Annotated in this window: 9 protein-coding genes and 2 pseudogenes; 10 read left to right on the forward strand and 1 reads right to left on the reverse strand. The window is 53.4% G+C overall.

Annotation, left to right across the window (positions count from 1 at the left end; all coding sequences use genetic code 11):
- The first annotated feature begins 152 nt into the window (after positions 1-152).
- From PA598K_RS25770 to PA598K_RS25780, 3 genes are all read left to right on the forward strand, one after another.
- On the forward strand, positions 153-3,740 hold the full coding sequence (locus PA598K_RS25770) for a carbohydrate-binding protein (RefSeq protein WP_128659717.1): 3,588 nt from the start codon (positions 153-155) through the stop codon (positions 3,738-3,740).
- A 303-nt stretch (positions 3,741-4,043) separates the two neighbouring features.
- Positions 4,044-5,969 carry a helix-turn-helix transcriptional regulator gene (locus tag PA598K_RS25775; protein ID WP_128659718.1) on the forward strand — a complete coding sequence of 642 codons (1,926 nt, stop codon included), beginning with the start codon at positions 4,044-4,046 and terminating at the stop codon, positions 5,967-5,969.
- Positions 5,970-6,117: 148 nt separating this feature from the next.
- A complete protein-coding gene (locus PA598K_RS25780) occupies positions 6,118-7,134 on the forward strand; it encodes a phosphotransferase enzyme family protein (RefSeq protein ID WP_128659719.1) in 1,017 nt (338 codons plus the stop codon).
- A gap of 321 nt (positions 7,135-7,455) precedes the next feature.
- On the opposite strand, the pseudogene PA598K_RS39225 reads toward PA598K_RS25780, so the two are convergent.
- Positions 7,456-7,656: pseudogene (locus tag PA598K_RS39225) on the reverse strand (Rpn family recombination-promoting nuclease/putative transposase); the annotation flags it as partial.
- Positions 7,657-7,848: 192 nt separating this feature from the next.
- Here PA598K_RS39225 and PA598K_RS25790 point away from each other — a divergent pair.
- The 7 genes and pseudogenes from PA598K_RS25790 to PA598K_RS38230 all read left to right on the forward strand — a co-directional run bounded on the left by PA598K_RS25790 (position 7,849) and on the right by PA598K_RS38230 (position 19,441).
- Complete coding sequence (locus PA598K_RS25790) at positions 7,849-9,630, forward strand: sensor histidine kinase (RefSeq protein ID WP_128659720.1); 1,782 nt, start codon at positions 7,849-7,851, stop codon at positions 9,628-9,630.
- 17 nt (positions 9,631-9,647) lie between these two features.
- A pseudogene (locus PA598K_RS39055) lies at positions 9,648-9,983 on the forward strand (response regulator); the annotation flags it as partial.
- A 408-nt stretch (positions 9,984-10,391) separates the two neighbouring features.
- On the forward strand, positions 10,392-10,754 hold the full coding sequence (locus PA598K_RS39060; RefSeq protein WP_376739076.1) for a helix-turn-helix transcriptional regulator: 363 nt from the start codon (positions 10,392-10,394) through the stop codon (positions 10,752-10,754).
- A 146-nt stretch (positions 10,755-10,900) separates the two neighbouring features.
- Complete coding sequence (locus tag PA598K_RS25800) at positions 10,901-12,259, forward strand: ABC transporter substrate-binding protein (RefSeq protein WP_260405615.1); 1,359 nt, start codon at positions 10,901-10,903, stop codon at positions 12,257-12,259.
- 103 nt (positions 12,260-12,362) lie between these two features.
- Positions 12,363-13,247 (forward strand): carbohydrate ABC transporter permease, encoded by an 885-nt coding sequence (locus PA598K_RS25805; RefSeq protein ID WP_128659722.1) that lies wholly within the window; start codon positions 12,363-12,365, stop codon positions 13,245-13,247.
- A gap of 13 nt (positions 13,248-13,260) precedes the next feature.
- Positions 13,261-14,073, forward strand: a complete 813-nt coding sequence (locus tag PA598K_RS25810; protein ID WP_128659723.1) for a carbohydrate ABC transporter permease — start codon at positions 13,261-13,263, stop codon at positions 14,071-14,073.
- A 202-nt stretch (positions 14,074-14,275) separates the two neighbouring features.
- Positions 14,276-19,441, forward strand: a complete 5,166-nt coding sequence (locus PA598K_RS38230; protein ID WP_260405616.1) for a cohesin domain-containing protein — start codon at positions 14,276-14,278, stop codon at positions 19,439-19,441.
- The last annotated feature ends 50 nt before the right edge of the window (positions 19,442-19,491 follow it).

Consider the following 19,491-nt stretch of genomic DNA (forward strand, 5'->3'; position numbering starts at 1 on the left):
GCGGAATGCAAGAGGCTTGAATGCGGGGATAACAGTCTACGCGCAGCAAGCCGCAGGTGATGCAGCCGCTCGGGCAACCCGTCTGAGCGGCTGTATCCCTACGCTTCTGCTAGTTACGGATAACCACTGTGATTCCAAAGGAGCGATCGGCATTGTTCAAAAAAAATCGAAATCGGATTGCAGGCTTGTGTCTCAGCCTTGCCTTAGTCTCAGGCTGGCTGCCGGCGCACGAGGTTGAAGCGGCAACGGTCGTCAGTGTCGTCGATTGGAAGGATGAAAAGCAGGTGATGGACGGTCTTGGCGGGGCCTATGCCTTCAACAAGGCAGACGGCATCAAGCAAATCTATGACCAGGACCCTGTGAGAGGAAGAGAGCTGCTGGACCTGATGTTCAGCGACGAGAAAGGGATCGGGCTGGAGATCGTACGGGTTATCATCGGAGACGGAGGCATCGTCAACCCCCAGACCAAGGCCGAATGGGGCAACCGCTACTACGACGGACCGAGCGACTCGATCTGGCCAGAGCAGGATGGCGGCTTCGTATGGGATCAACCGGATTGGGCAGCGAAAAAAGCCGATTTCGACTCGGCCCAGGTGTGGATTATGAAGGAAGCGATGGCCTATGGCGTAGACACCTTTTATGCCAATGCCTGGACTCCGCCGTACTGGATGAAGACAAACAACAGCGTACTCGGTCAATCCGGGGCGAAGCTTAGACCTGAGCATTACCAGAATTATGCGGATTATCTAGTGCAATACGCGCTCGGGTACAAACGGGAATTCGGAATTCCAATTACCCACATCGGCCCGGCGAATGAGTCGGAAGCGGCCCATGCTTCGTATTCCGGTTTTGTCATTACTGCAGCGGAGTACAAGGATTTTATGCAAAATTACTTGGGCCCTACCTTGAAAAAAGCGGTCGATGAGGGGGCGTTCGCTGCACTCGATGTAGCCCCGCCCAAGATCGTCGCGCCGGAGGGGACGAACCTGGGCGCCTCTGTCAACTTCTTCCGCCCAATGCTGGAGGATGCGGCCTCGAGTCAATATATCGATGTCTTCTCGACGCATCTCTATGGGACGTCCAGCTTCAACAACGGTCCGATGACCTCGACGGGGACAGGGGGCAGTTATCCGGAGCTGCTACGCCAATTCCCGTTGTGGCAGACGGAGTACATGACGCAGAACAGCAACTCCTCCGCCAGTGTGAATACGCAGACATATGCCAATCAGACGATAACCGACGGCGTCTACTGGGGCAATCTGCTGTCGCATATGTTCGCCAGCGATCCTGGCTTCAACGCCTTCCTCTGGTGGTGGCCGGTAGCCAATAACGGCTCCGACGGCTCCGACCTGATCCGGCTGGCGCACACCGGCTCCCCGCAGGGGAACGGCTCGACGGTGACCGGGGAATACCGGATCTTCAAGCGGTTCTACACCTTTGGCAACTTCTCGCGGTTCATCAAGCCCAATGATGTCCGCATCGGCGCGACCCGGGTGCCGGTAAGCGGGACGAACATTACGGCCTACAAAAATCCGGACCGCAACGAGTTTTCGATTATTGCTGTCAACAGCAGCACAACAGGGCAAGAGGTCACCTTCAAGCTGGACAATTTCCCGGAAGGGGTCAAGGCTGTGGTCGGTTATCGGACGACGGGCAGCGAGAACCAGAAGCGTCTCGAACCGATCCGTGTTGTCGATGGCGCCTTCACGGCGAACCTTCCGGCGCATAGCGTCATTACCTTCGTGCCGGAGAAGGAGGATAATCTCCCCGGACTGGATTACAGGCGGGATATCTTCTCGACCCTCGAAGCCGAGCATCATGACGGCGCATCGGCTGACTTCAAGGCGGTGCCTGTCGGAGAGGGGCATGCGCTAACCGGGGTCGGCAATGGAGATTATATCAAGTTCGCTAATGTCAACTTTGCCGACGGCTCGGCAAACGGCGGTATCGTCAGACGCCACATCCTGGGCATGAATGCGATCCTGGCGTCAGTGAACGGCGGCATCATCGAGGTTCGCGTCGACGATCCCGAGAAGGGCAAGGTCGTAGGCGCCTTCACGATCCCGGGCAATCGCAACGGCGATCAGTATCAGTCTTACTCGATCCAACTTGATACGGGGGACAATGCGGCGTATGGCCACCGCGATGTCTACATGGTGTTCCGAGGCAAGGACAACGCCTTGTTCAACATCGACCGCTTCGAATTCAACCAGACGGTCCACCCTTCCGGGTCGCTGCTGACCAATGGCAGCTTCGAAGCGGTGCCGGGACCTGCATGGGAGCGGGCATATGGCAACTCCGGGACGACGCTGGAGCGTACGAATCTCCAAAGCTACTCGGCCCCTGTCACCGCAGCCAACTCGACGACGGCCTACTCGATCCGTGTGGCGGATCGGGAGGAGGCGGCTAATGGCGCGTCCCAGGTCATTACCGGCAAGCTGACGCCGGGCGCGAAGTATAAGACGAATGGTTTCTTTATGCCATCCGCTCAAGGAGCGACAGGCAGCATCCGATTGATCGCGCTTGATGCGGATGGGAAGGTTGTATCGAGTACAACGGTTGCCGAGCGCAGCAATCTCGAAGCGATGGTATGGTCGCAGGTCGATGCTATCTTTACGTACGTAGCGCCAACCGTCGATTTCGCGACGCTCAAAATTGTATTCAGCGACTCGGAGACAAGCGAGCTGTACCTCGATGAGGTCGCTCTAGTCCCGTATGTGGACAAAGCGGAACTGATCGCGTTGCTGTCTACCAACCCGACGAGAGAACAATATACAGAGGAAGAATGGCAGGCGCTTATGGCTCTGGTGGATGAAGGATGGGCATCGGTCGCCAGTCCGGAGGCCGATCAGGCAACGGTCGACGCCAAGGCCGCCTTGCTGGCAGAGGCGCTCGCTCCGCAGCGGCAGGCAGCAACCGCCTTGAGCGGTCCGGCTGAGGTCGCCGCTGGAGAGTCATTCGACCTGACCTTCGGCATCGTCAATTATGACGGAAGCGGGATGGCCCTGGATACGACGATAACCTATGATCACGAGAAGCTGGAGTTTGTCGCTCCTCTCGCGCTCGATGACGATCTGCTGGTCGTCGGTTACGATGACCAGCAGCCAGGCAAGATCAGGATTCTTAATGTATTCCTTGGCGAGCTGCAGGCCGCGCCTGTCGGGGATCTGATGCAGCTTCAATTCAAAGCCAAACGCGAGGCGACCTCTGGCGATGTGCAAATTGCGGCTTCCGACGTCCTGTTGGCGGACAACGATATTGTGGAGATTGCCATTGCGGGCAGCTCGCATACGCTGCATGTTGGCGCGATCAATAAGGCCTTGCTCGCGGAGCTCATCGAGGAGGCGCAGACGTTGTATGCCAACGCAACGGAGGGCAGGCTGGTCGGGCAATATCCTGTCGGCTCCAAGGCGCCGTTGCAGGCGGCTATCGCCAAAGCCATTGAGATCGCAGACAACCCGGCTGCCTCGCAAGCGCAACTGGACCAAGCGGCGGGCGACTTGAGACAGGCGATGGAGACGTTCAAGGCGTTAGTCATTACGTCGATTCCTGGCGACTTCAACCAGGACAATCGGATTAGTGTCGGCGACTTGGCTCTCGTAGCCAAATCCTACGGAAAAACGTCTACCGATGCCGATTGGGATACAGTGAAGGCTTCGGATCTCAATCATGACGGCGTCATCGACATCCAGGATTTGGTTCTGTTGGCCCGAATGATTTTTGACTGGTCGAACGAATAAACGATAAGACGGACAGACAACGTCGACAGATGACGCATTTGCAAGGGAGGGGACAGGAAGCTGTCCTCTCTTTTTTTTTGAAATTCTTTTTCATTCGACAAAAAGTGTATTGTTTCTTACATTTCGCTTCTGCTAGAATGAGGGGCGACGGGAGAGGACGAGCAGGCATAAGGATGTTTTTGAATGCGTTTACATATGGCGATCCGTACAACAATGCAAGCACGAATGCGCTAGGCATTGTTCGATTGGATTTCATGGATAGCAAGGAAGTGCTGAGCAACTCAACCTAAAGAGGCGATTCCGATGAACCAACGCTGGTTAGTAAGACAACTGATTACTTATGTGCCGATAGTTATGCTCATCATTTCGTTTCTGGCGTACACGGCCTTTTTCTCGCTCGCCGAGATGGCCAGGCATTCTACAGAGCAGGTCAACGCGCTGGCGACCGAGCGTCTGCTGCAGCTGGTAGATTACTCCCTGCAGGAGATCGACAAGCTAGTCATAAAGGAGCTGAACAGCAACGCTCCATTGCTTCGTTACTTCTATGCCGGCAACGACCTCGAAGAGAGCGAGGCATCGGAGACGATACGCAGTTGGACGATGCTCAATCCGTTTATCCATTCGGTCTACCTCTATCGGACAGCAGACGATAGGGTACTGACCAATAGCCTTCATGTCCCGCTCTCCGCCTTTACCGATGTTGACTTTCTACAGGAGCAGATGGAGCGTACGGAAAGCGGGCGATGGACGAATCCCCGTATGTATCGCGAGCCTTCCTTCCAGGAAAAAACGGAGCGGGTCGTGTCGCTGGTCAAAGGCGTACCCTTCACCAACGGGGAGCTGGGTCTGCTCGTCGTCAATGTCAAAACCTCCGCTCTGGAGCAAATCCTTCGCCCCGGCTCGGATGATGCTGCGAGTCTGGTCGAATTGTACGATACGAACGGGACAGCGTTTAACCCTCAGTCGCCAGAGCGCAGCCTGAAGGTGCTGACGGAGCTTCAATCGAGTTACACCGGCTGGATCATTCGCAGCGGCAGCGCTCCTTTTTCATTCGCCGACTATTTAGATATGAGTATGATTACTATGGTATCCGTGGGCTTGCTCACGATTGTCGCAGGGACGCTCTGGTTCATATTCGCGATCCGAATGAATGACAGGCCGATCGGTTCGATTATGAATCGACTCCAGGCGGCGACGGTGCTCAAGGAAGACGGTCCGCCACGGACAGGCAGTCATGAATTGCAGATCATTGAGGCGGCTATCGACAATCTCGTTCAGCAATCGCTGGATTATGAGAAGACGCACGAAGAGGATGTGACGCTGCGCAGACGCGTATTTTTTCATGATGTGCTGCGCGGCCATCGTATCGTATCCACCGAGGCGTGGCGCAAGGAAATGGAGCAGCTTCATCTGGCTCCGGGATCGCATGGCTTTCGAATGGCGGTGGCGGACATCGATCAGGACTCCCGATTGTATGCGGACTATCCCCAACGCGACAAGAATCTGCTGAAGTTTGCCATGGGCAATGTTGCGATAGAGCTGGCCGCCTCCGCGAAGCTCCCGATCTGGGTGGAGTGGCTGGAGGGGAGCCGGATGGGGATTTTGTTCCTTGACGATGACCCGGCGCTTAGCTCTGTTGTACTCGACATGCTGGAGCGTTATCGCGAGTGGGTGCAGCATCACTTGAAGTACACGGTAACGATCGGTCTAGGCTCCTGCGTGAAGTCGTCCGAGGATATCCTGGCGACCTGCGGGCAGGCGGAGGAAGCGCTGGAGAACAAAATGATAACGGACGTGAATCAGGTCCTGGTCTATGAGCAGATCGTTCAGGATGCGCGGCAAGCGCCGTTACATGCAGGAGGCTCCTTTGAAGACGACACGAGAGCGTCCCGGGAAGCCAGGCAATACGCGCCCATCGTCGAACAGATACGCAGGTATATCGACGAGCATTACACGAACCCGGATATTTCGCTAACGCATTTGGGAGAGGTCTTTCAGACCAATCCCAAGTACATCAGCTTTATTTTCAAAGAACAGCTTGGGATTAATTTTGTCAATTATTTGACCGACGTCAGAGTCGAGCAGGCCAAACGTCTGTTGGAATCTACGGATGATTTGATTCCCGACATTGCGGCTCAGGTAGGTTATATGCATGCGGTATCTTTTAACCGGGTGTTCAAGAAGGTCGTCGGGATGACGCCCGGCGGCTACAGAAGTCGCAATGTATAGAGGCGGGGAACGAGCTGTGCTTTAGTGCGAGTTGTTTAGGTACACTATCGTTTGAACCGTTTATTCCCTATAATCAGCGGTCTGCTATCGATAAAATAGATGTGGCAGGAGGTCGTGCCGAATGAAAGGTGCAGGAGGATAACAGCATATGCGGGGTTTTTTCAGATTCGATACCGAAGTGGAACGGCGTGCGCTATTAGCGCGAGCCAGGCAAGGGGCTCTGAAGGCGCTTCAAGCGTTCGATGTGGAGTGGAAGGGCATTCAGTTCATCCAGCTATCCGATACCATCACTTACAAAATTGAGTGCGATACCGCCCCTCATTACTTGCTTCGCATTCATTCCGATCGACTGAGCCGTGAGGAGATACGGTCCGAGCTGTTGTGGCTCCAGTCCTTGAACGCATCGCAGGAGCTGAACGTCCCGGAAGGGATAGTCAATCGGGAGGGGCTCGATATATTGGAGATCGAAACGGAAGCGGGGTATAAATCTCCTTACGTGACGATGATGCGGTGGGTAGAGGGCGAGCATGTCCAGGGCGAGCTTACAGATCGCTCTGCCTATAACATGGGGGTGTTGATGGCTAAGTTGCATGCAGCAGCCCGTACATTCACTCCGCCTTCCGAATTTGCAAGACCCAACTGGGGGCTCGACAGTTTTTATCGAGAGATTGCCAAGTTGGAGCAATATTATGAACGCTTCTTGTCTGATGAGGGATGGATGCTGTATCAGGCTGCAATCCGCAAGGTCATGTCCGAGCTTGCCGCTATGCAGCCCAACGAGCATAACTATGGGCTGATTCATGCCGATTTGCATCTCGGGAATGTGGTGTTTCAGGAGGAGGAGCCGTATCCGATTGATTTCGGCAGATGCGGCTACGGGTATTATCTCTACGACCTGGCAGGAGCTGTCCTCGAGCTATGGCCGAAACATCGATGGTTTTTCATTCAAGGCTATAAGAGCATTAGAAGGCTGGAGTCGGACTATGCGCAACAGTTGCCCTGCTTTCTCATTATGTTCATGATCGAAAACTATTGTCACCACGCCTCCAATCCACGGGAGGCCGCCAGCCTGATCGAGGAGCAAAAGTACGCTCAGGCATACATCAAGGCCTACTTGAACAACAAGCCGTTTTTGTTTGAAGTAATCGAGCCTGTAGAGGTCTAGTAGGCCTGTGTAGGAGCGATTCTCATGAGGTCGCTGGCATTGCTTAACTGCAATAATACCTCTAATTATGCTCCAAAGCGCGTGCAATCAGGATTTTAATGCAAAAGTGCAGTTGTTTTTGAGAAAAGATACACCGTCAGGCGAATCCGCTTCATTTAAGTGCGCATTTGCATTTATTTACCTGTTTCTCCCCCGTTTCGCCGCAAATAAATGTATTTTTACATTTATCACTATCCGGCCTTTGTTTGTGCTAAGGCGTGAGATAGAAAAAAGGCTGCGTGAGGCCGATCCTCATGCAGCCTTGTGCGTTAGACAGTCCGGTTAGTTCACTGGCTTCAGTGATTCAACCTCTGCTTTAGAGAGACCACTTGCTTTTGCAACGACCTCAACTTCCAATCCTAATTCAAGCATATTTTTGGCAATCTGAATGGCTTTCTTTTGTTCCCCAGCAACCATGCCCTTTTCTGTCGCCCACTCAATCATAGAAGCCTCATCATGCAAGTACTTCTGTCGCTCTTCATAGTATGGTGCTGAACCAAGCTCAAGCTGCTCCTCCCCGCATCCAAATGGCGATCTATGTAGCGCAAAGAAATCTAGTAAGAAAACCCTCAAGCAGGAATAATCGCTTATCATGTCGAATGTTCATTGTCGAAATGAAAGCGTTTGATTAATAAAATATCAGAATCGCAGCAGGGGGAAGAGGGGTTTTTAGGGATGAATTACTTTAAAAGCATCTCGATAAAAAATAAAATTTTCGCGACCATTATCATTATCGTAGGGATTTTAATTGCCGTCATCGCTTTTTTTTCGAATAGCGTCTCTCAAAAAGCAATCATCGACAAAGCGATGAACAATTCATTGCGTGAGCTTGTCCTCATCAACAATAACATCGAGACGTTGATCACCTATGTCGAGGATTACTCGAAAATGCTGGCGACGGATTATCGTCTGCAGGAGGTATTGTACAAGGACATGTCCATGGAGAAGTCGGAGGGCGGACTGGAAAGCTTAATGATGAGTACAAAAATCTCGGAGATCATCAGCAACTTCGTGGAGCCCAATACGATCGTCAAAGCGGCCAGTGTATTGTCGTCCCGCATGCAGTGGGCAGATGCCGGTTATGGAGACAATCGCTACGCGACGCAAGTGTTCGGTGCGGAGCCGACAGCAATGGAGCTCGCCAATAACAATCAACCCATCTGGACGGGACTGGTCCCTTTTAGATTCCGCTACGATGCATCAGAGAGCAATGTCTTCGCTGTATCCAAAGCAGTCGTGCACAAGGAACTGGGAAAAACGATCGGCATGGTCGCGCTTTATATCAAAGAATCAGCCATTGCGGCGATTTACGAAAACAGTTTAAACTACCAGGGCGGGGAATTCTATGTCTTGGATGATACAAATCGTATCATTTCATCTCGAAACAAGTCGTTTCTGTATCAAAACTTTACGGAAATGACTGCGATTTCCCTTCCTCGTCTCGATGAAGGCGAGCTGAGCTTCATCCTCGGCAAGGGTCAGGGCAAGCTGCTCGTATCTACGCAGCGGTTTGAACCGCTAAGCTGGACGATTATTAGCGTGATTCCACTCGAGGTAATCACGGCGGAAAATAAGGAGATCAATGCGCTTATTATTCGCACTGGTATCTTATGTCTCGTATTTGCGCTGGGGATTTCTTTTTTCCTGTCCCGTTCGATTACGAAGCCGTTGCTTATCCTTGCCAATACGATGCGGAAAATCCGAAACGGACATATGAATGTTCGCAGCACATACAAATCTACGGATGAAATCGGACATCTAAGCGACGGCTTCAATAGTCTGATGGACCGTATCGAGGCGCTGGTGGCCAAGATTGCAGAGGAGGAACGAACGAAAGGCGAAATTGAATTCAAGCTGCTTCAATCGCAAGTAAAGCCTCACTTCCTGTACAACACGGTCGAGACGATCATCTCGCTCATCAAGCTGGATATGAAGACCGAAGCGATGGCCGTAGCCAAGTATATGGCGGACTTTTACAATATCTCTTTGAGCAGGGGCAACGATGTCATCTCCATCCGGGAGGAAATGAAATTAACGGAGAGCTATCTGGAAATCCAGAAGCTGCGCTATGTGGAGTATATGGATTACAGCATGGCGATCGACGAAGAGATTTTGCGCTATGCCACCCCCAAGCTGATGCTCCAGCCGCTCGTGGAGAACGCGATCTACCACGGACTCAAATGGAAAAAGGAGAAAGGGGAATTGCGAGTCGTCGGTTATCTGGACAATGGTCAGATCATCATCGAGGTGCAGGATAACGGCGTCGGGATGAACCAACAGCAGATCGATCACCTGTTGCAGCCCGCAGTGGAGGACCGGCAAAAGGCAAGCTTCGGGGCTCGCAGTGTGAACCGACGCATCAAAATGCTGTACGGGGAGCCATTTGGACTGGACGTCGAAAGCGTCTCCGGCTCATATACGAAAGTTACCGTTCGTCTTCCGCTCATAGAGCTATAGGAGAAAGGGGCAGGGTCATGTATAAAGTGCTTATTGTTGATGACGAGTATTATTTCCGTCAAGCGTTAAAAGTATCTTTGCCGTGGGCCGAGCTGGAGCTGCAGCTCATAGGGGAAGCGAAAAATGGCGAGGATGCGCTCGAGCAGATGAAAATTCTGCACCCGGACATCATTATGGTCGACATCAATATGCCGATTATGGACGGCTTAACCTTTATTGCAGAAGCCAGATCGGCAGGTTATAACGCTAAATTCATCTTGCTTACTGGGCATAGCGAATTTACGTATGCTAAACAGGCCATCCAGCTAGGCGTGTTTAACTATGTGTTGAAGCCAATCGATACGGAAGAAATCCAACATTCGTTAAACGAAATCAAGGATGTGATCAACCAGGAGAGGCATGCCAGGCAGGAGCTGATCGGGTATGTCCAGGTGACGCGTTCCGCGTTGAAGGTCAGCTTGTATTCGATGGACAAGAGAAGCAGCTTTTTGAAAAGTATGAGAACCGGCAATGCATCTGAGGTAGAGGCATGGCTGAGCGAGTTTTTTAGTCATGCCCGTGCAACTCAAGCGTCCTTGGACATGCTGCTCGTAGCCGGCTTTGAAATCTATTCGACCTGCATGGAGTTTCTTGAGGAGGTCGCTCCAGATATCCACAACATCGTCCATGCGCAAGCCGAGCCTGATCTGCAAGGACTTATCGAACGGATGGATTCCTTTAGCGAATTTGAGGCGTGGATACGGAGCCTGATCCATAACATGATGGAGCATGTGCATACCAAAAAATCAAGCCGCTCAGCGATCATAGTGGCGGAGGTACAGTGCTTTATCCAGACCCATTATCGTAATGAAGAGCTGCGGATTGAGGATATTGCCAGAGGCGTTCATATGAATTATACCCACCTTTGCTATGTGTTCAAAAAAGAAACCGCCACGACGATCAATGATTACTTGACCCAGGTCCGAATGCAAAAGGCCAAGGCGCTTTTCGATCAGGGCTATATCATCGTCCAGGACGTAGCGAACCGGGTCGGGTATTCTGACGCCAATTATTTTGGAAAATGCTTCAAGAAGTATGCGGGGATTACGCCTAGCAAATATATCGCCAACATTGGCAAAGGATAATGGGCAAGCAAGTACCGACAATATTCCTCCCTCCCCTAGAATCGTCTCTGTAAGTGGACGGGGCGGCTCGCTAAAATAAAGCATGTAGATGGTAACGCTTACTGTATGCGGCAATCATCCTACAAAAATAACGGGAGGTCGGAACCTTGAAATCCAATCGCAAACTGATTTTAACGACTCTGCTGGCTTGCACTATGGTGACTGGAGCCGCTTGTTCATCCAACAATTCGCCTTCACCTTCGCCTTCGAACTCGTCCACGCCTTCGACGGGCACAACAGAGAAGACCAATGAGGGGAAAACGAAGGAGGAAAAAATCAAGCTTCGTGTCATGACCCTCACGACGGATGAAAACCGAAACAACATTATGGACCAGTTTATTAAACCGAATCTGGCCGAAGCGTTCCCCAACCTGGAGGTGGAGTTCGAGCCAGGCGGCGGTGGCGAGGATATGGCCAATAAGATCAAAACCTATAATGCTTCTGGAGATATGCCGGATGTCTTCTGGAACGATGCCGGTTTCTTTACCTCCTTGAACCAGGCAGGCAATATTATGGATTTGAAGCCTTACATCAGCGAAGACGGTTTTTTGAACAAATATAAAGTGCCTGAAGCCTTAGAGCATTTTGACGGCAAGATTTACAGCATTGCCTCTGGCGCGGATACGTATTTTACGCCGGTTATCTTTTATCATAAAGATCTGTTCGAGCAAGCAGGCGCGGAGGTGCCGCAAACCTTCGATGAGCTGATCGAGGTGTCGAAGAAGCTGAAGGATAACGGCATCGTGCCTGTGGCGACGCCGGGCAAGGACGGTTGGGCACCGAAGCTGTTCATGCTGCAGCAGATGGTTCAGATCGCAGATCCCGAGGCGATGAGCAAGCTGGTCAACAATGAGACAGACTTCAATGATCCAGCTGTCATTGCAGGGGTTGAACGGATGGAACGTCTGGTTAAGGAAGGCGTCTTCGCAGAAGGCATCGCCAACCTCGACTATGGTCCAGCGATGGAGATGTTCACGTCGAAGCGGTCAGCGATGCTGTGGATGTTCACATGGGAGTTGCCGAATATGGCGAAAATCGAAGGTGTCGATTTCTTCCCGTTCCCGAGCGCAGGCCCGGCTTATGATCAGAATAAAGTCGTGCAATTCTGGGGCTCGCCTTTGAATGGCTATGCTGTCAGCGCCAAAACAGCCCACCCCGATGAAGCGGTCCAACTGGCCGAGTTCCTGGCAATGCAGGATGCGTTGTACTTCGAATCTGTTGGGTCTGCGATCGCGCTAGAGACCGGCAACACGGTATCGGATCTGGATCCACTGATGGAGAAATTTTTGACTTGGTACAATGCGGCAGAAGTGATGATTCCTTCGATGGCTCTCAATTCGCTGGATGCGCGGATGTCCTCGGAGATGTCAACGCAAGGCGCCAGACTGCTGACGGGCGAATATCCGGCAGCCGACTTTATCAAAGTGATGAACCAGGAGTGGGAAGCCAATACATGGTTTGATTAATCAATCGTTCGGCGTTATGCAATAGAGATCAGGTGGTCCCCGCCGGGCGCTTGTCTGGCGGGTCCACGCCTGCGATAGAACTATGGATGGTGGAGAGTGACTTATGAATAAGTACTTCAGTACCAAGCTGTCGATAACCGTCTTTGCTGCTCCCGCTCTCATACTATTTACTCTGTTTTGTGTGTATCCGCTGCTGCCGCAATTATGGATGAGCTTTCATAATCATAACGGCTTTCAGAACCAGGGGTTCGTCGGACTCGATAATTACTGGAGCGTCATCCAGCAATCGTCATTTTGGGTGGCTCACAAAAATACGTATTTAATCGTCGGCATGTCGCTGTTGATCGGGCTGCCGCTTTCCATGATATTGGCACTTTTTATCGATGCCCAGACCCCGAGGTTGCGCAGGTTTTTCAAGACCGCTGCGATGTTCCCGGCGATCCTCTCGGTCATCGTTATCTCTCAAATCTGGGTGGCCTTCTACGAGCCCAACTGGGGGTTGTTCAACACCATCCTCAGAGGTGTCGGCCTAGAGAGCCTGACTCGCTCCTGGCTGACCAACTCGAACACGGTGATGGTCAGCATCGGCCTGACGTTCCTGTGGCAGTACATCGGCTTGAACGCGATCCTGTTGTATACCGGGATCAAGACGATCCCCAAAAATTATTATGAGGCGGCCTTGATCGATGGCGCCACTCCTTTTCAAGTGAACATGCGCATCACGATCCCGTTGCTGCAGGATGTGATCAAATATGTCCTCATTCTCTCAACTTTAGGCTCGATGGCCTTCTACGCCCATGTTCGGGTGATGACGGCTGGCGGTCCAGGCGATTTATCAAGAACCGTCATCTATCAGATGTATTACACGGCTTTTGATACGTCTCAATTTGGCAAGGGAACTGCCATTGCCGTCATTTTTATTGCGCAATGTCTTCTGATTTCCTTCCTGATTCAACGCTTCGTCGCCCGAGAAAAAGTAGAGTTCTAGGAGGCATGGGACAGTGAACTATTTTTTGCGCATCTTTTGGGTTATTATCGGCTGCACCTTTTTGTTCCCGTTTTACTGGATGATCACGACCTCCTTGAAGTCCAAATCGGAGGCGTATGAAAATCAGTTTGGCTTGCCTCAGACCTGGGAATGGCAAAACTTCTCCGAGGTATTGACCAAATACGATTTTGTGCTGTACTTCAAAAACAGCTTCATCTACACCGGCGGCACGATCGCCATTACGCTGCTTGCAGGGACGATGCTTGCCTACTGCTTGAGCCGGATGTCGTGGAAGCTGAACGGCATGATGCTTTTCTACGTCTCTCTGGGGTTGATCGTGCCGATTGAGGTGGTCGTCATTCCGTTGTTTCAATTGGTCAAGTCGCTCCATATCAATGATACGCATTTTGCGTTGATCCTGCCTTATACCGGCTTCTCGCTGGCAGCCTGCGTGCTCATGCTCTATGCCTTCCTACGGTCGTTGCCCAAGGAGCTGGAGGAGGCGGCTTGTATCGATGGCACCAATGTATACCAAGCGTTCTTCCGGATTATCCTGCCGATCGTCATGCCGGCGCTGATGACGCAGACCGTCCTCATCTTCATGCGGGTGTGGAACGAATTCCCGCTAGCCTTCATCTTGGGAGCCAGAGACCAATTCCGGCCGCTGACGGTAGGCTTGCACAGCTTTTTCGTCAGTGTCGGCGTGTCCCACTGGGGGCTGATCGGGGCAGCGATGCTGATGACAAGTCTGCCGACGATGATGATCTACATGATCGGCAACGAGAAGATCGAGAACGCCTTGACGGCAGGAGCCATTCTGAAATAGCGAGGGTTGATTTTCGATTGTGGAGGTGATCGGGCATGTAGAAGCAGCGCGCTTGTGAAAGCGCTTAAAATCTGATTAAAAGAGAAAAACGGCCGAAGAGGCACGGAATCGAATCTGGGGACAACAGCGATCGAAAGATCGATCCCGTGACCGTAGGCTTCTTTTTCGCTGCTTTAGATTTTACCTTATCCAAGGAGGTTATATGAGCGTGAGGAAAAAAGCATTTCTGTGGATGATGAGCTTGATGCTGGTCTTTTCCATGCTGCCACTGACGGCAGCGGCAGCTGCGGCTGACCAAGCGACCGGCGAGACAACGAGCAACACGACGAGCAATCCGGTAAGCAAAACAATCTATGTGGCGACGACAGGCGACGATAACACGGGCGACGGCACACAAGCCAAGCCGTACAAGACGATTGGCAAAGCAAAGGAAGTTGTGAGAACGCTGCCAAAAACAGACGGCGACATCGTCGTACAAATTGCAGACGGCTTTTATTCGCTAGATGAGACACTGGTGTTCAGCAAGGAGGACTCCGGCAGCGCTAGCAGCACGATCCGCTACGAAGCGGCTCCGGGAGCGAAGCCCGTGGTCAGCGCTGGCGAAATGCTGGACAAGGGCGTATGGACCGAAGCGGTGGGTCTTACCCAGACGGGCGGCTTGAAAGCGTACAAAACAACGCTGAAGCGGGACGACAAGCTGCGCGCGATCTACGTCAACGACAAGATTGCCAGCATGACGCTGAGCGCGCCTGTCGCTTCGGCCAACCGAACCGTCAACGGGACGCCTACCGTCAGCTTCTCCTCCGCTGATAACGATTGGGCGTGGCGGGACGGCAGCAACATCCGCGCGGGGATCGTATTCGATGCCAGCGTAGGACTGAAGGCCGACACCAAAAACCCGCAAAACATCGAAGCCGAAAGCGTCGGCGGCTCCACGGCCAGATGGGCGAGACCGTTCGTCACCTTCGCGTCGATCGAGAAAGCGCCGGAAGCAAGCGGCAAGCCGGGCGGCGTTATGCTCCGCTTCCAGATGCCGTACGGGGCAATCTCGCAGTCGTTAAGCAATAACACGCAATACAATCCAGGCAACAATCAGGTGATCCGCAATGCGTTCGAGTTTTTCAACAAGCGCGGTGATTTCTATTTCGACCAGGCGGAGAGTACGCTGTACTACATCCCGCTCGAGGGCGAGGATATCAATAAAGCCGACGTGGTCATCCCTAAGCTGGAGACGGTCCTCGATATCCGGGGCATCCCGGTAGGCGACCGCTTGAACCCTGTAGCAGGCTCGGATGATGGACGCGTCCATCACGTGACATTCAAGGGGCTGAAGTTCGCCCATACCGACTACAAGCTGTTCGAGCTGACGGGCACGTACACCCTTAGCGACGGCACGGGCAAAGTGACGAGCAGCTCCCGCGGCTATGCGTCTGTTCAGGGCTCGATCGTCAACACGGTGTATTTCCCCAGCAGCATCAACTGGCATGAGACGTTCTACCGGGGCTATGATATCCCGCCAGCAGCGATTATGATCAATGCGGCCAGACATATCAAGGTGCTCGACGGAGAGATCATGCTGACCGGCTTTAATGGCATCCATATCGAAAACGATGTCAAGGACATCGAGGTAACGGGCAACTACATTGCGGATACATTGGCTTCCGGCGTCGTCATCGGCCATCCGCATCATATTTACGAAAACGACAAGCCGGATGTACATGAATCGAGAGTTTCGGTCTCGGGCACGCCAATTAAAAATTGGGCCGGAGTGGATAAAGAGAAATTCAAATCGGGTACGGAAGCCGTCCCGGAAAACATCTACATTACGAATAACTTCTTGTTCAGAAACTGTTACGGATTCCCGGGGGCCAACTCGCTTGCCTCCTTCTACACGACGAACATGCAGGTGCTGCACAACTACTTCTATGATTCGACGTATGGCGCGATGAGCATCGGCTGGGGCTGGGACGAGTACGATGGGTTCGGCTTTACCGCCCAAGGCACCAACAAGACTGGCGGTCCCTACCATGGCACGCACGAGACGAGTCTCGCCAGGTCTCCAGAGATCACGACAACGTCCAGAAATAACAAGATCAGCTATAACCGGGTCGAGGAAATCTGTACGGTCGTCAACGACTCCGGCGCGATCTACTCCCTCGGACGCCAGGGCGATCCCGGCACGCTGCCGAACGGCGGCACATGGGACTCGATCAGCACGCTGACCAACAACCCGGTCACCGACAAGAGCAGCAACTGGCATCCAGACAACTGGACGAACTATACCGAGATGAACTACAACTTCCTGGACCCGAATCCGACAGGCAAGCCGACGACCTCCAACAATTGGACCAACGGCTTCCATCCGGACGAGGGCAGCACCTTCATCAAGATGATCGGCAACGTCGTACAGTCGAAGCTGTCGCATGCTCCCGGACAAAGCCGACTGTTCGAATTTAACAACTGGAAGCGCAAAAGCGATATGATCGCCACCAACGGCTACGTTGACGGCAACAACAACCAGAATGGCGCGCCAAGAATTACGTATGACAACTACAAAAGCGAAGCGCGCATCTGGCCGGTAGAGGGCAATGCGATCGTGTTGAACTCGGGTCTGAAAAACGAGTATACGCACATGATCCCGAGAAGCCTGATCGCCGATACCGAGTTCGAGCTGGCGTCGAACGTCATCGTCAGCGTCGGCGGCGAGAAGGTCAGCCGCAGAGGTCTGCTCAAGGCAGAGGATACGGTGTGGCTCGCGCCTGCGAACACAACGACCTTCAAGGAAGGTCCAACGATGACCAAAGCAGCCGGCAACGCGACAAGCATCAGCACGCCAGCTGCCGCAGGACAATACAAGCTGTACATCGTCTATGCCGACGGTAGAGCTACAGCGACCTCCAAGTATACGGCTTATGTCGATGCGAGCGAGCCGCCAACCAATGTGGAGGACGGCAAAAGCTACGAGGTGTCCAAGGCGCAGCCGCTTAAGCTGACCTTAAACGCCGAATACACCTTTACGCTGAACGGCACGACTGTAGCGGATGCTTACGAGATTAGCACCGCAGGCAATTGGACGCTGGTCGTGCGCGCTGCGACGTCGGAGACGACGATCAAGTTCACGACGACTGTATCGGAGGCCAACAAGCTGCTCCAGGCTGACGTGACGGTAGCGCCGGGCGGGACCGTCAGATTCGCTTATGATCTGGACGACGCGACCAAGAAGGTATGGATCTCTTCGTCGAGCGGCGGGCATTTCGACGGCGGAGACGACGAGACGGTCGCCTCGGGCGACGCGCTCGGGATGAAGGCGCCGATGCTGCCGGGGCCGTATGTCATCTATGTGCTGGCGGAGGACGGTCAAGTGCTCGGCCAGTCGCATGCCCGCGTCGTCGTCAGCGAGACGGCGCCGGTAGACCCGACCGTTGACAAAGCGCTGCTGAGCGCCTTGATCGAAGACGCCAATACCAAGCAAGCCGAGTTGTACACAAGATCGACCTGGAATGCCTTTGCACGGGCATTAAACGAAGCGAAAACGGCCGCTTCCAATCCTGCGATCGGGCAAGACGCAGCAGACAGCGCCTACTATGCGCTGCGCAACGCAACGAAGGGACTGCGGCTGCTCGATACCAAGCAGCTTGTCGAAGTGTTCCGGGAAGATTTTAACGCGTATGCTGCAGGCACAGGTACGTTGGACACTGCCAAATGGCAGGGCCAAAACAATCAGGTATCCGTAACCGAGGACAAAGCGCTCCGCTTCGCGCCAACCGGGGGCAGCAACGTTAGAGCCCAGACGGTCGAGACCTTTGGCGATATGGAGCTGACCTTTGACTTCAACGTCAATTCGGGGACGAATGATCAAGGCTTCTATATCTACTTCCGGACGACGGATCGCAACGTTCCGGCCAATCTGTCCAATCGCAACGGCTTTGAATTGGCGATCGGTCCTGGCTTCAATCCGAATCTGCGAATCCTTGAGCATGTGAACAACAATCTCGTCTCTCAACTGTCTGGCGGCAGTACAGCGATCCAGCGGGAAGGCTGGTATACCGCCAAGATCGTCATGGACGGCAGTCAGCTGCAAGCGAAGATCTGGCCAAGAGGCAGCGAGGAGCCGACGCAAGCGACGATGTCCGGCGCGATCAGCAACAATGCCATCGAGCGGGGCAAGGGACATCTGAGCTTCGAATTCTACGGCAATACAAGATCCGGCTTGGTCGATAACGTCATCGTCAAAGAAATGCGTACGGTGGACCTGGAGGAAAATGCCGAGCTTGACGGTCCGTCTACGGTCGTCACAGGACATCCGGTTCAGCTGTCCGTCGGTATCGACAATCTGGTCAGCGGGATCGACGCGTTGTCCGTGGAAGTCAATTACGATCCAGCGAAAATCGAGTACCAGACCGTAACCGACGATAGCGGTATCGTCAGCCTGGCAGAAGGCGCGATCACCGAAGTGAGTCCTGGCTTGAACATCCTGGCTACAGCCGTCAAGCCGAGCACAGGCAAGATCCTCGTCATCGCTTCGACGAAGGGCGGACTGTACCAAGAGAGCGGCGAGCTGTTCGTGCTGAATGGCCATGCGTCGAGCAGCGCTGCTGCAGGAGCTACGAGCGTGTCGCTGTCTGACTTCGTAGTCACTGCGCAAGCCAACGCCCGCAATATCAACACCCAGTATGCTGTCCTGGATATGCAGGTGAGACTGACTGATGGCGCAGCGCTGGCTGCCGTCATCGAGCAAGCGCAAGAACTGCTGCGTACGTCGACCGAGGGCTCGTTGCCTGGACAATATCCGGTCGGCTCCAAAGCGAAGCTGCAAGCTGCGATCCAAGTGGCGACCAACGTCCTGGCTAATCCGAGCGCTACTGAGAATGATATCGCCCAAGCGATCACGGCGCTGGGCCAAGCGATCGCGACGTTCCGTAGCAGCGTCATCGCCGATCCGAGCATCGACAAGTCGGAGCTGATCAAAGCGATCGAAGCGGCGAAAGCGAAGCTGGACAGCGTCGTTGAAGGCAACAAGGTCGGTCAGTACGCCTCCAGCGCCGTCCAGACGCTCAGAGCAGCAGTACAGCAGGCAGAGGCTGTGAGAAATGACGGCTCCGCTTCGCAGTCTACGGTGAATCAGGCCGTGACGACGTTGAAGGAAGCCGTAACGGCCTTCGCTTCTGGCATCATCACCCTCGTACCGGGTCAGAGCGCAGTCACCATCCTCGACCTGTCGTACTTGGCGAAATACTATGGCACCAAATCCACCGATCCGAACTGGAGCAAGGTCGAAAAGGCCGACCTGTTCGGCAGCGGAGAAATTACAATTCGGGAGCTGTCGGCAGTGGCCCGAATGATCGTCGAAAACTGGTTGTCCGAGTAACCCGCCCCACCCGGAGGTCGGCTCCTGCCGACCTCCGTTCCTCTAACCTA

The organism is Paenibacillus sp. 598K (assembly GCF_003851045.1).
Classification (GTDB): Bacteria; Bacillota; Bacilli; order Paenibacillales; family Paenibacillaceae; genus Paenibacillus_D.